The sequence below is a fragment of the Microbacterium gilvum genome, from assembly GCF_039543865.1.
In the GTDB taxonomy this organism is placed as follows: Bacteria; Actinomycetota; Actinomycetes; order Actinomycetales; family Microbacteriaceae; genus Microbacterium; species Microbacterium gilvum.
This window is the reverse complement of sequence record NZ_BAABKO010000008.1, coordinates 43,270-55,568: the sequence shown is the minus strand read 5'-3', so window position 1 is coordinate 55,568 and position 12,299 is coordinate 43,270. Positions and strand designations below refer to the sequence as shown.

Genomic DNA, 12,299 nt, shown 5'->3' with positions numbered 1-12,299 from the left:
CCATCGTAGGCAGAGTCAGAGGGTGAGCGAGACGACGGCGCGGGTCTCGGTGGGGTGGGCGATGAGGTCGAAGCCGGCTTCCTGGAAGGTGGAGAGGGAGCCGACGAAGAGGGCGTTCGAGCTGGTCTTTCCGGCCGCGACGTCGATGGGGTAGGCCTCGAGCACGCGCGCGCCTCGTTCGCGGGCGTAGCGGATGGCGCCCTGGAGGAGTTCGCCGACGAGCCCCTGGCGGCGGTGTTCACGGCGGACGGAGAAGCACGAGACGGCCCAGACGCTGTCGTCGTCGAGGGGTTCGGCGGTGCCGGTCTTCACGATGCGCGAGCGGCCCAGGCGCTGTTGCGTCGGGCGGGGGCCGACGCGGACCCATCCGGCTGGGGCGCCGTCGACGTAGGCGACGAGGCCCGGGGGCGGGCCGGCGTCGATCTCGTCGCGGAGCATCCGTTCGCGTTCGTCGACCGTGGTGGTGCGCCAGTCGGCGTTGGAGAGAACGGGCCACATGCACTGGCAGCTGCGCCCGTCTCCGCCGCCCGTGAGGGCGCTCTGCACGTCGTTCCACTGCGCCGTGGTCGCCGGCGTCATCGTGATCTCGGCCATGCCCCGACGGTACTCCGCGGCGCCGACACTCGCGGGGTGCACCCCGGTTCGCGGCACCGTTCGCGACAGGCTAGACTGTTCGAGTTGTCCGGGTTCGCCCGGCAGCGGGCTGTGGCGCAGCTTGGTAGCGCACTTGACTGGGGGTCAAGGGGTCGCAGGTTCAAATCCTGTCAGCCCGACCAAGAAGTCCCGGAAACTCAAGGGTTTCCGGGACTTTTTCTGTAGGTGGATGTGATCTGGTCATCGAAAACCCGTCACTTTGACGTCCTCGCGGCCTGTTCGGCCGCCGCGTTCCGGCGGGGGAGCCTCCTTGCCGGTTGAGTCGCCCCGGCGTGTCCGGAGACAGGATTCCTTGGAAGGATCTGTCTTATGGGACGTCCCAGTAAGTACCCGCGCGAGCTTCGTGAGCGCTCTGTCCGGATGGTCGCCGAGGTGCGATCCGACTACGCGAGCGAGTATCAGGCGATCACCGCGGTCGCGCAGATGCTCGGCATCGGCTCCCCGGAAACGATCCGGACGTGGATCCGCCGGCAGCAGGTCGACGCGGGCGACCGGCCCGGCGTGACCACGGACGCGGCGGAGGAGATCAAGCGGCTCAAGCGGGAGAACGCGGAGCTGCGTCGGGCGAACGAGATTCTGAAGGCAGCCTCGGCTTTCTTCGCGGCCGAACTCGACCGGCCACTGAAGCGATAGTCGGGTTCATCGCCGACCACAAGGACCGCCGTGAGGGTGGGCTGCGATGGGGTGTCGAGTCGATCTGCGCCGTGCTCACCCAGCACGGCTGCAAGATCGCCCCATCGACCTACTACGACGCCCGGGCCCGGCGCCCGACCCGGCAAGAGATCGCCGACGAACAGTGGAAGCCGATCGTGCTGGACACCTGGCGGAAGCATCGGCGGGTGCTCGGCGCCTGCAAGCTGTGGCTGCGGTTACGTCGCGACGGGCATGACATCGCGAGGTGCACGGTCGAACGGCTCATGCGTGAGCTCGGAATCGCCGGGGTGCGGCGCGGGAAGCGCAAGCAGCCCGTCGACGGCGCGCTGCGGGAGACGAGGCTGGCCGATCTCGTCGACCGGCACTTCTCCCGGTTCCGCACGAACCAGCTCTGGGTGGCGGACTTCACGTACGTGTGGACGTGGTCCGGCTGGGTGTACGTCGCGTTCGTGTTCGACGCGCACTCCCGCCGTATCATCGGCTGGCGCGCAGCCACGAGCATGACCACCCCGCTCGTGCTCGACTGCCTCGAGATGGCACTGTGGACCCGCCGCCGCGAAGGCGTCACCGGGCTGTCCGGGCTCACCCACCACACCGACGCGGGCAGCGTCTACACATCGATCGCGTTCACCGACCGGCTCGTCGACGAGGGCATCGACCCGTCCGTCGGGTCCGTCGGCGACGCGTACGACAACGCCCTCGCCGAATCGCAGATCGGGCTCTACAAGTCCGAACTCATCCACCATGAGGGCCCGTGGCGGGACGTCGATCAGGTCGAAGCAGCCACCGCGTCATGGGTGCTGTGGTTCAACAGCGACCGGCCGCACGGCTCGATCGACGACCTCACGCCGCTCGAAGTCGAACAGCTCGACTACGCTCGCATCGAACCGGTCGAACAAGCCGGCTGACACCAGCAAAACGCTCTCCGGACACGCCGGGGCGACTCAGGTCGCTCCCGATTCGTGGGTAGGAGTACGACGCACCTGTTCGGTATGGACACGGAACACAGCTCGACCGGCGACCCCTGGCGTCCGGAGCCGCTGCTCGTCGTCGGCGAGCTCGCTGCTTATCTGGCGTTCCCGTCTCCATGGTCTCTGACTGGCGCACCCGTGGCCTCGGTCCGCGCGCGTATCGCTTCGGGAATCACTTGGAGCTCGCGCTCTCGGACGCGCGGATAGCGCGCTCCGTGCATCGCGGTGTACCGTTCTGTCGTCCGGAGCAGACGAAGTAGTCATAGACGCGCCCGCTCTTCGACCGAGCGTCGGGACCAGCAGCCGGCGTTGACAGTTGAAGCAGCAGACTGTGCTCTTGAGGTAGCGCGTATGAATGCGGCTGCGCGCGCTTTGACGGCGCGAGGAGAGGAGACGTTGGGCTGTCTCCCAGGTCGCCGTCGGGACCAGCGGTTTGTGGCTTCCTGCATGCTGCGCGCCGTTCCGCGTGACGATGCCCTTGCAATAGGGGCTCGTCAGCACACGACGAAGGCTCGCAGCTGTCAGCGCCGCGGGGGAGCGGGAAGCAGTCGCCCGAGTCCGAGGTCCTCTGTTATGAGTGCCGTGTCGAGCTGAGCGACGCTCCACTCGCCGGGCGCATAGGTGGCGAATGCCCAGGCGATGTGCGGCGCCCGTTCGCGGTCGAGTTGAATCGCTCGATAGTCGCGTACGTCCTCGGTCTGTCGGCGGACGTTGAGGTAGCCGATCGGCGCCCGCCCCGACGTTCCGCCCTGGATGGCCTTCTGCCGCATGCCCTTCATGACTTCTTGTGCGAGGATGCGCGAGTAGAAGTCCGCGATCGACGCCATGGTCCCGTGCAGGAACGTGCGGTTCGGAGTCGTATCGATGCCCGCGGTGCTTGATACGAGACGGCACCCGTAGGCTGAACGGCCTGGGTGATCGCGATGTCGTCGGCTCGAGACCGAGCGAGGCGATCGAGCTTGTGAACGATGACGTCGTCGGGGGAGGGCTCTCGGGTGTAGGTGAGCCTTCGTTGGAGTTCTGGGAGATCGATGCTCCGTCCTGAGTGTCCGCGGTCGACGAACTCGGCTACAACGCTCGCCACCCTTGTCTGCTTGACGAGTAGTCGAGACGCGGACGTACGAGACGGCCGATAGCGGCGAGAACGACACAGAGGCAGGGGAGCGGTGTGGGGATGGTTGAAGCGCGTGATCCGCTTCAGCAAGGATGACGACTGTGAGGCCTTATAACGCATCGGTCAAGAGCCGACCGAACCAGGATGGACCCAACGTGTGGGCTGAGGAGACGGTCCAGGACTTTCTCGACAGACGTTCGCACGTCTCCGCCGCGAGTTGCCCCTGAAGACATTCACGGAGCCCAACAGCGGTGTTCGCTTACGTCTATCGGGGTGAGCGCGCGCAGTTCCGTATCAGGCCACCTGGCGAGAATGACGACCGTCGGCGCGCGGCGCCTCGACCAGAACACGCCTCGCCACCGGTCGCAGCTTGGCTGGCCATGCTGCGGCCTCAAGCAGCCTGTGCTCGGATCCCTATCCGAGCACAGGCCGCTTGAGGGACCTGCCCGCGCAGCTGTCCGTCGGCCATGCGACGAGCCGGCCTCGCACGACAGCTCTATCTGAGGGGCGGGCGATTCGATCGCGGCGACCTTCGAACCCACATGGCATGCTCAACCCATGGCTCACGTGACGGATTCCTTCGACGATGCGGTAGCGTCCGCGCACCACGAGTGGACCGGAGGGAGCGCGGACAGATTCAGCTGCAGCATCGATGGCATTGTCCTCAAGAGTGGTGACGTGATCTATCCACAGCGCGCGGGGGTGACCGTTTTCGTCGGTGCGAACAACTCGGGAAAGTCGACCATCCTGCGAGAGGTGGTGGAGACGCTGAAGAAACACCGCAACCGAATCACGACGCCGACTCTGTCGGTGGATCGACTTGCGCTCAGCACGACGGGAACGATAGCCGATCAGTTCGCGTGGCTTAGGGATAACGCCTCGTTCTCATTCGTAAATGGTCGTCCGATTTTTCGTCGGCATGGCGTAGAAGCAACCCCAGGCGTCCTCGCGCAGCAGTTTGCGCTTCGCAACGAGGCGTCGCCCGGCGTAGGCGAGTTGGCCGGCTTCATCTGCTTCTACGGGAACGCAGAGGGTCGCTTTTCGATCGGCGGATCGGCGGAGATGCGCGAGTCCGTCGACGACGCACCGAGTCACCCAGTACACCATCTTCAGGACTCTGCCGAAGTCGCATCGACCGTCAGCCATATATCCGAGCAAGTCTTTCGCAAGCCCTTGACTGTGGACGCGCTTGCCCGGACTGTCCGCTTACGAGTTGGGAAAGTCGAGGGAGAGGTTCCGCGTGTGAACGACGTTCCCCGTTCGTATCGCGACGAAATGGCGGCCCTTCCGCCTCTCGACCGCCAAGGCGACGGGATGCGCGGATTCTTTGGACAAGTGCTTCCCGTCGTCACCGCGACCTACCCGATCATCGTTCTCGACGAGCCAGAGGCCTTCCTCCATCCTCCGCAAGCTCATGCGCTCGGCCAAGAGTTGGGCCGCCTTGCGGTGAGCCGTGGAATTCAGATCCTCGTCGCTACGCACGACAGGAGTCTGCTGACCGGCCTTCTCGATTCAGGTGTGGACGTGTCCGTAGTCCGAACCAGCAGAGACTCCGATGACGCCAGGGTGTTCCAGCTCGATTCTTCAGAGCTCCGTGAACTCTGGAACGACCCGGTTCTCAAGTATTCAAACGTCTTGGACGGACTATTCCATCGGCTGGTCGTTATTACGGAAGCCGAGAACGACTGTGCATTCTTGGCGGCAGCGCTGGACTGCCCAGACCGAAGCGCTAGCGGTATGCCAGCGAACGAGATCCTGTTCGTGCCAAGCGGCGGCAAAGCGGGGATGTGGAAGATCGCTAGCGCGCTGAAGGGCGCGAAAGTACCGGTGGTTGCTGCTCCCGACCTCGACATCATCGCCGAGGAAGCAGACATTGCTCGACTTGTGCAGAGCCTCCACGGTGAATGGGGCACTGACATGCGCCGTACATGGCTAAGCGCAACGTCGGCGCAACGTGCTCCGCGAGACCCTGTCCGCATCGGCGATGTGCTGTCAGCAATCAATGCCGCCCTTTCAGGCCGATCGGACGAAGTCTATGATGCCGATGTGCGACGTGAACTGATGGCTCAGGCGCGGTCTCGCGAGTCTCCGTGGACGGAGGTAAAGATGCATGGAGTAGACGCGTTCACCGGCCAAGCTCGTGTCGATCTGGGGGAATTGCTCGGAATGCTTGAGGACGTTGGCGTCGTGCCAGTCCATCACGGCGAACTGGAACGCCTCGCGCCAGCAGTCGTCTCGCGGAAAGGGCCGGGTTGGCTCCAAGAAGCGTTGGGAACGTCCCAGCAATGTAATGAACGGACGCAATCTCATGTCGAGCGAATTCTGGTCGCGGGCGAGCGCATCACATCTTTGCAGAACACTCGTGAAGCGCCGCTCGTCCCCTGACGCGCCGAACGAGGGTTTTGAAGGAGCCGGCGACCTTGACAGTTGGCCTGCGGACATTGCGGTCGCACCGGAGCGGTGCATCACGGAGATGTCGCACTTCTCCACCTCGAGCCATAGTGCGCGGAACATGATGGATCCTCATACGGGCAGTGCGCACAACGCGACGGTCGGCGCGCTGTCCTCGCTGCAGCGTCCGCTGCTCCAGGGCGGAGCTGAATCTGGCCTGAGTAGCGCTTCGCGGGTACAGTCACTGAGATGCGACTCAGATCACCACGACGCCGCTCGAAATGCTGGTCTGGGCGGGACATGAACCGTCGCTGATGAGCTGCGGCGCCCCGCTCGCCGGTGCTGGCAAAGTCGTCCTCGACGCCGATGACTGGGAACTAGCCTTCTTCAACGCGATTCCAGACACAAAGCGGCACGAGTTCGATCCGGCACGCGTCCTGGACGTAAAGATCGTGGTGAACGCCGGCGAGTTTCTCGAGATGCTCGTCGGCGCTGGTCAGGAACTGAGCTGGCACCGCTGGGAACGGGATCCGGCTCCGCGACGCGTGTGGGGTGTGTCGATCCCTCAGCTATCGGCTGAGGCGTTCGACCGGAACCCAGCACCGATCCACTAACGTGCGTCGCACGGGAGCGGTCCGGTTCGTGCCACAGCTCCGTCAGCGGAGAGCGGTGAGCAACCTCAGTACCACGTGGCTCCGGGCCGCCCATGTCCACGATGATGTCACGGGAGGCCGCCGAAGACCGTCCCGCTAGCCGTGGTGCACGCGACTACAGCATGCCGGTCTTCTGGCCCTCCTCGATCAGGTAGGAAACGAACGCCGAGCACGTCACCAGGGCGTACTTCGCGAGGGCTTGATCGACATCCGCAGCCTCGATTCCCGCGTGGCGGATGCCGTCCTCATCCGATGTCCACCCGTACATCTTTGACCATGCGCCCTTAAGCGCAGGGTGGATCTTCAAGCCCGCAGCTTCCAACTTGTTTAGTCCCGCGCCGAGCGTTCCCTCGCCCGCGATTTTCATGACCACGGCTTCGACGGCAGAGATCGACTCTTTGATGGAGTTGGGGTAGTCCGGATTCTGGCGGTCGGCAAGGAGTTCGACAGCGCGCTCCAGGCTGTGACGCGCGCCCTTGACGGTCGCCGCATCGTCGATCGCGGATGCCACCGCATCGGCCTCGCCCGTGGATCCGACCTGCGTGATCTCGCCGCTAATAAAGCGGAAGTCGACCAGGAAGTACTCAAATCTATTGTTGAAGGCGTCGGTGATCGCCTTAGTGACGTTGGAGGTGTGCGCGTCCCTGTACCGGGTCACGTAACCCACGAGGTTCTCGATCAGGTCGAGAACCTGCCACCACTCACCGGTCAGAATGGTCTGCTTGATCATCTGCCAGATGGCCTGCGAGGAAGGCTCTTCGTCGGCGGGCTTCTTGAACTCCCACATCCAGACCGCGGTCTTGACGTTCTTGTGGGTCTTGCTCCGGGTCTCAGCCTCCTTATCGCGGAGGATGGTCCGGAGGGTGTTCGTGACGTTCCACAGCTCGGTCCTGGTTTCTTCGTCCAGGGATTCCGACTGAACCAGCGTGCGCGCCGCACGATGACCCATGCGTTCGGCGAACCCAGGCACCGTCACTCCTCGTAGGTGGACAGCTTGAAGTCGTTGAACGCTTTGAGCAGCTTCATAGTCGCCTCGTAGTCGAGCTTGTCGCCCTCGTAGCGGACCTCGTACAGCCCCTGGAGGTTGGACGGCAGGGTGACACCCCGCTCGACCAGCAGGATGAAGTTGCGACGGTAGAGGGCGAGCGCCGCGCCGATCTCGATAAGCACGTTCTCGTTGAGCATCACGCGCTCGGTGCCTTCGGGCGTCATGAGCCGCTGCTCGCCGCCGACGTGGACGATGCCAGCACCGCAAGACCTCATGTCGTCCATCACCTTGTCGGGAACGGGCTTGGAGACCGACTCATTCTCAACCGACACGACCGGCTCGAACTCGCCAAAGGTGAGAACCTCCTTGAGCTGGTCCACGATTGCGCTGTTCTTGCCGTGGCTGATGAACACGCGCTTGTTGCGGCGCAGATCGGGCTGCACGACCGCACCAGGGGCAGCCGCTCCGGAGGGAGCCGCAGCAGCGGGAGCGGCGGAGTTGCCTGCGCCCGGACCGAAGATCTCCGGTTCCTGGAACGCCGGGGTGTCGTCGGCCGGGGGCGTGTCAGGGGCGACGACCTTCGGGGTCTGGGACAGGTCCACGTAGTCGTCACCCTTATGGTCCGCGCGGAGGAAACCGACGAAACGCGCGTTGTCCACGATCATGTCGAAGGCGCGCTCGGTCGCGTCGTTGGGAACGCCCATGTCGGCGAGCACGTTGAGCGCGATCGTGCGGGACGGCACACGGCTGCCGTCGTACTTCTCCAAGAACTCGCGGACCACGCGTGGGCGGAGGACGGCTTCGGCGAGGGCCCGCACGTCATCACCTTCGACAGTGGGCGCGACGACGCGCTTGCCAAGCTCGGTGAGGGACACGAGTTCGCTCTGGGCGGCGCCGTCGGTGAGGCCGTAGGCGACTGATGCACCCGTGATCGCGCGGAAGGTGCCACCGGTCGGGGTCATCTTGAGAGCCATCGCCACGCCGAGGGGGCGCGTCGGCTCCTTGCCATACTCGTCGCGGATCGCCTGGGGCACTCGCACGGCCTCGCGCACCGGGTGGCCGGGAACATCCGACTGGCTCAGGCGTGCACGGCGCTTCTTCGGTTCTTCCGCGGTCGGCTCGATCTTCCTACTCTTTGACGCTTTGGCGTGTGTTTTTTCAGTCATTGGCTGGAACTTTCTGTGTTGAGAAACAGACCCACGGGGTGGGCCCACGAGAAGTGTAAGCCAATATTGACCGGAATCATTCCGGAAGAGTGAGTAATCTTTCTGACCGGCCTGACTAGCCTCGTAAATACGCGGGTGCGCTTGACGGTCAGTGTGATGGCGTTTGTCAATCGCTTTCATAGCTGTTTCCCCACTCGCGGGCGTGGAGGAGCATCGAGGGTGGACACAGCGAGGCTCCCGCAGAAGCAGGGGCCAAGCCGTGCTCGACACAGAAGCGGGAACCACCCAGGTGCCACCGAATGTTTGCTTCTGGCCGCCGACAGACCGCTCGCAAGACGGGGGCTGAGCGTGCGTGGGATCGCGTCGTGAGCCTTGGGCTGTTTCGCGGACAGGACGAGTCGTGCGTGCCGCCTAGTGCTCGTATCCACCCTTCGATGCTTCGCGCGATAGTGGCTCCCTATGCGCACGACCACCGACGCCTAGCGGGGGTCGAGGCTTCCGAACGCGCTGAGCTGTCCGTCAACCTCCAGAGTCCGAACGGCTCCCCGCAGCTTGACATGGTGGGTGCTGGCCACCGAGCAGGGCCACGCCACTCCATCCGGATCCCGCGCGAGATCGTCAGCTGTTTTTGAGGTGAGTCCGAAGCCCGGCCCATCAGAAACCCACCTGAATCAGCCGCCAAGAACCACCACCGACCGGCTACACTCCTACCAAGCGAATCGCCCGGTTCCCCGTAAACACAAGGGGATCCGCGAGTTCCCGAGACGATCGTCGGAGACCGGAAATCGACCGGATCCTCCAAGGGGTCGCAGGTTCAAAATCCCAGCCCGTCGCCTCAACAGAGTGAGCGCCATGGATCACACCGAGTACCAGAGCGCCGTCCTCACAGTCCTCGACGGCGCAACCACAGCATCCTCCGCGTGCGTCGCCGCGATCCATCGCGCAACAGTCAACGCTGGCGCCGACGTCCTCATCGAGGTATTCGTTGACCAGGACGTCGAAGGCCCGTTCAGCGTCTGGGTTCGGTTCGAAGGCGATCACGCCGTCGCGCTCGACCGCGAACTCGGCGACGAGCGAGAGCTCTTCAGCGTGATCTGGGGCGAGGAGGGCTGGGAGCCTCCGGTTCCGCCGCGACCGGCCGGATGGTCGCGGCAGCGGCTGACGGAGGCGATCGTCGCCGCCGTCGCCGCATGGGTCGGCCCGCTCATCCCCGCAGGAACACCCGCAGTGCACTGGGAGGTCGCACCGCACGACGGCATCGTCGACGGCATCGCCGTCGGACCCGTCACCGCCTGACAGCCTCGCCGCCGGAGAAGCACACACTCCCGGCTAAGGTATCCACGTGCCAGACGCCGCGCCCGCCCCCGTTCCCCGCCCCGGCGCCGTCTACTTCGTCGGCCGCGTCATCCTGCGCCCGCTGTTCTGGCTGCTCTACCGCCCCCGCATCGTCGGCCGCGACAACGTGCCGGCCAGCGGCCCCGTGCTGCTCGCGAGCAACCATCTCGCGTCGCTCGACACTGTCATCATCCCGACCGCGGCCATCCGCCCGGTGCAGTTCCTCATCAAGTCGGCGTACTTCACCGGCTCGGGCCTGCTCGGCCGCGCGAAGCGCTGGTTCTTCACCTCGATCGGCGGCGTGCCCGTCTACCGCGCGACGGGCCGTGACGCCCGCGCCGCGCTCGACGCGGGCAGCAGCATCCTCCGCGCCGGGAGCGTCTTCGCCGTCTTCCCCGAGGGCACCCGCTCGCGGGACGGCAAGCTGCACGACGGCCACGGCGGCGCCGCCTGGATGGCCCGCGACACCGGCGCCGCCGTCGTTCCGGTCGGCCTCATCGGCACCGGCAGCGTCACGCCCTTCAGCCACCTGCTCCCCGGGCGCCCGCGCCTCGAGGTGCGCTTCGGCGAGCCGCTCGACCTCACCGACCTCGACGGCATCCCCGACGGCAAGGCCCGCCGCGAGATCACCGAGCGCATGATGGCCGCCATCGCCCGCCTCAGCGGCCAGGAGCGCTCCGGCAGCGTCAACGCCTCCTCACGAGACTGACGTCATCCGCCCGATCACCCCTGGGAACCGCCCCGCCAGCTCCCCGGCGAGGTAGCCGACGCCATCCCGCCGCCCGGCGAGCTCGTCGCCCGCGGCCGCATGCACGTACGTGCCCCACACCGCCGCCCGCGCGGGGGAGAGGCCCCGCGCGGCGAACCCCGCCACGGCCCCCGCGAGCACATCGCCCGAACCCGACGTCCCGAGCCCCGGCCCGCCCGCGCGGATGCGCCACGCCGAGCCATCGGCATCCGTCACGAGCGACTGCGTCGCGACCGCCGCGCCGTACCGCTCCGCCACGGCACGCGCGGCCCGCGCGAACGCCCGGCCCTCCGACGGAACCTCCGCGCCGAGCAGCACCCCGACCTCGGTCGGGCTCGGCGTGAGCACGAGCCGCCCGCGCAGCGCATCCGCGAGCGACGGCCGCCTCGCCAGCGCCGCGAGCGCGAACGCATCCACGACGAACGCGACCGACGGCGGCGCATCCGCGATGAGCCCCGCGAGCAGCCCGCCCGCCGCGTCGACGTCGTCGAGCCCCGACCCGACCAGCACGCACTGCACGTCGTCGAGGTCGGCCGCGAGCGACACGTCGCCGCGCACCGATCCGTCTTCGTCCGCGAGCGGCACGATCCCGGCCTCCGGAACCGCCGCGCCGACCGCCGCCGCGACCGATCGCGCGACCGCGAGCGTGATCCGCCCCGCACCCACCCTCAGTGCCGCCGTGCCCGCGAGCATCGCCGCACCGGGGCTCCGCAGCGCTCCGCCGACGACGAGCACGGTGCCGCGGTCGTACTTCGACGACCCCGGATCGGGCAGCCCCCATCGCCGCAGCGTGCGCTGAGTCACCCGCTCACTCCGCCGTGACACGGCTCTCCTCCTCGGCGTCGTCGGGCTCGCCCGGATCGATGTCGCCGCCCTCGGCCGCCGCATCGCGGCGCCCCGCGTGCAGCGTCGGCGCGATGCCCGCCGCGACGAGATGCGCGACGTCGCCGACGCGCTCGGCGCGCCATGCGCCATCCGACCGCTCGAGCACCGTGACCGAGGCGTTCGCGACCGGCTCGGCGATTGCGGCCGCGAGCGCCCGCCGCTCGTCCCACCCCTCGACGACGTACCGCGTCAGATGCACGAGCGCCTCATGCGCGAACACGACCACCGTCTCGCGCGGGGCATCCAGCGCGTCGCGCAGGAACGACCGCAGCCGCAGCGCGACGTCGGCCCACGACTCGCCGCCGGGCGGACGGTAGTAGAACTTGCCGAGATGCGCGCGCCGCTCGTCCTCCGACGGGAACCGCTCGCGCACGCCGTGCGACGTGAGATGGTCGAGCACGCCGAGCTCGCGATCCCGCAGCCGCTCGTCGACGGATGGCCGCGCCCCCGCCAGCAGGCCCGTGCGGTGGGCACGCACATACGGCGACGACCACACCTCCGCGTCGCCCACCTCCCGCAGCACCGCCGCCACCGCCTCGGCCTGCCTCTCGCCGAGCGGCGACAGCGGGGTGTCGACATCGCGGAACGGGAGGTCGATCACCTCGTCGCCCGCGGCCTCCGCGGCGCTCGCCGCCTCGTTGCCGACGCTCTCGCCATGACGGATGAGGATGAGCCGTTGCACGCGCATCGCACGAGGCTAGCGACGACGACGTCGCGGCGGGAGGGGGTTGCGCGCCGTC

General features: G+C 66.7%; 12 protein-coding genes and 1 tRNA gene. 6 read left to right on the top strand and 7 right to left on the bottom strand.

Annotated features, from left to right (window positions below):
- Nucleotides 1-15 precede the first annotated feature (15 nt).
- Nucleotides 16-594 carry a GNAT family N-acetyltransferase gene (locus ABD998_RS17530; RefSeq protein ID WP_345442271.1) on the bottom strand — a complete coding sequence of 193 codons (579 nt, stop codon included), beginning with the start codon at nucleotides 592-594 and terminating at the stop codon, nucleotides 16-18.
- Nucleotides 595-699: 105 nt separating this feature from the next.
- On the opposite strand from ABD998_RS17530, the gene ABD998_RS17525 reads away from it, so the two are divergent.
- Together ABD998_RS17525 and ABD998_RS17520 are read left to right on the top strand one after the other, a co-directional pair.
- Nucleotides 700-776 (top strand) — tRNA-Pro (locus tag ABD998_RS17525).
- Nucleotides 777-963: 187 nt separating this feature from the next.
- A protein-coding gene (locus tag ABD998_RS17520; RefSeq protein ID WP_345442268.1) for an IS3 family transposase occupies nucleotides 964-2,216 on the top strand; the annotation gives its coding sequence in 2 pieces (ribosomal slippage) (nucleotides 964-1,246 and nucleotides 1,246-2,216; 1,254 coding nt in all).
- Nucleotides 2,217-2,800: 584 nt separating this feature from the next.
- Here the strand turns inward: ABD998_RS17520 and ABD998_RS17515 are convergent.
- Nucleotides 2,801-3,106, bottom strand: coding sequence for a hypothetical protein (locus tag ABD998_RS17515; RefSeq protein WP_345442265.1), 306 nt, complete (start codon nucleotides 3,104-3,106; stop codon nucleotides 2,801-2,803).
- Nucleotides 3,055-3,513: a recombinase family protein gene (locus ABD998_RS17825; protein ID WP_425563004.1), complete on the bottom strand. Its 459-nt coding sequence runs from the start codon at nucleotides 3,511-3,513 to the stop codon at nucleotides 3,055-3,057. The genes ABD998_RS17515 and ABD998_RS17825 overlap by 52 nt, the downstream gene beginning before the upstream one ends.
- A 438-nt stretch (nucleotides 3,514-3,951) precedes the next feature.
- Between ABD998_RS17825 and ABD998_RS17510 the strand changes: the two genes are divergently transcribed.
- Together ABD998_RS17510 and ABD998_RS17505 are read left to right on the top strand one after the other, a co-directional pair.
- Nucleotides 3,952-5,778, top strand: a complete 1,827-nt coding sequence (locus tag ABD998_RS17510; RefSeq protein ID WP_345442262.1) for an ATP-dependent nuclease — start codon at nucleotides 3,952-3,954, stop codon at nucleotides 5,776-5,778.
- Between the two features lie 287 nt (nucleotides 5,779-6,065).
- Complete coding sequence (locus ABD998_RS17505) at nucleotides 6,066-6,398, top strand: hypothetical protein (protein WP_345442260.1); 333 nt, start codon at nucleotides 6,066-6,068, stop codon at nucleotides 6,396-6,398.
- Nucleotides 6,399-6,552: 154 nt separating this feature from the next.
- Here the strand turns inward: ABD998_RS17505 and ABD998_RS17500 are convergent, their stop codons facing one another.
- Nucleotides 6,553-7,407 carry an AbiJ-NTD4 domain-containing protein gene (locus ABD998_RS17500; protein ID WP_345442258.1) on the bottom strand — a complete coding sequence of 285 codons (855 nt, stop codon included), beginning with the start codon at nucleotides 7,405-7,407 and terminating at the stop codon, nucleotides 6,553-6,555.
- 2 nt (nucleotides 7,408-7,409) lie between these two features.
- A complete protein-coding gene (locus tag ABD998_RS17495; protein ID WP_345442255.1) occupies nucleotides 7,410-8,591 on the bottom strand; it encodes a TIR domain-containing protein in 1,182 nt (393 codons plus the stop codon).
- An 852-nt stretch (nucleotides 8,592-9,443) separates the two neighbouring features.
- Here ABD998_RS17495 and ABD998_RS17490 point away from each other — a divergent pair.
- Nucleotides 9,444-9,887: a DUF6389 family protein gene (locus ABD998_RS17490; RefSeq protein WP_345442252.1), complete on the top strand. Its 444-nt coding sequence runs from the start codon at nucleotides 9,444-9,446 to the stop codon at nucleotides 9,885-9,887.
- A gap of 46 nt (nucleotides 9,888-9,933) precedes the next feature.
- Nucleotides 9,934-10,635, top strand: a complete 702-nt coding sequence (locus ABD998_RS17485) for a lysophospholipid acyltransferase family protein (RefSeq protein ID WP_345442249.1) — start codon at nucleotides 9,934-9,936, stop codon at nucleotides 10,633-10,635.
- Here the strand turns inward: ABD998_RS17485 and ABD998_RS17480 are convergent.
- Nucleotides 10,624-11,478, bottom strand: coding sequence for an ADP-dependent NAD(P)H-hydrate dehydratase (locus ABD998_RS17480; RefSeq protein ID WP_345442246.1), 855 nt, complete (start codon nucleotides 11,476-11,478; stop codon nucleotides 10,624-10,626). The genes ABD998_RS17485 and ABD998_RS17480 overlap by 12 nt on opposite strands.
- Nucleotides 11,479-11,482: 4 nt before the next feature.
- Complete coding sequence (locus ABD998_RS17475) at nucleotides 11,483-12,247, bottom strand: histidine phosphatase family protein (RefSeq protein WP_345442243.1); 765 nt, start codon at nucleotides 12,245-12,247, stop codon at nucleotides 11,483-11,485.
- Between the last annotated feature and the right edge of the window lie 52 nt (nucleotides 12,248-12,299).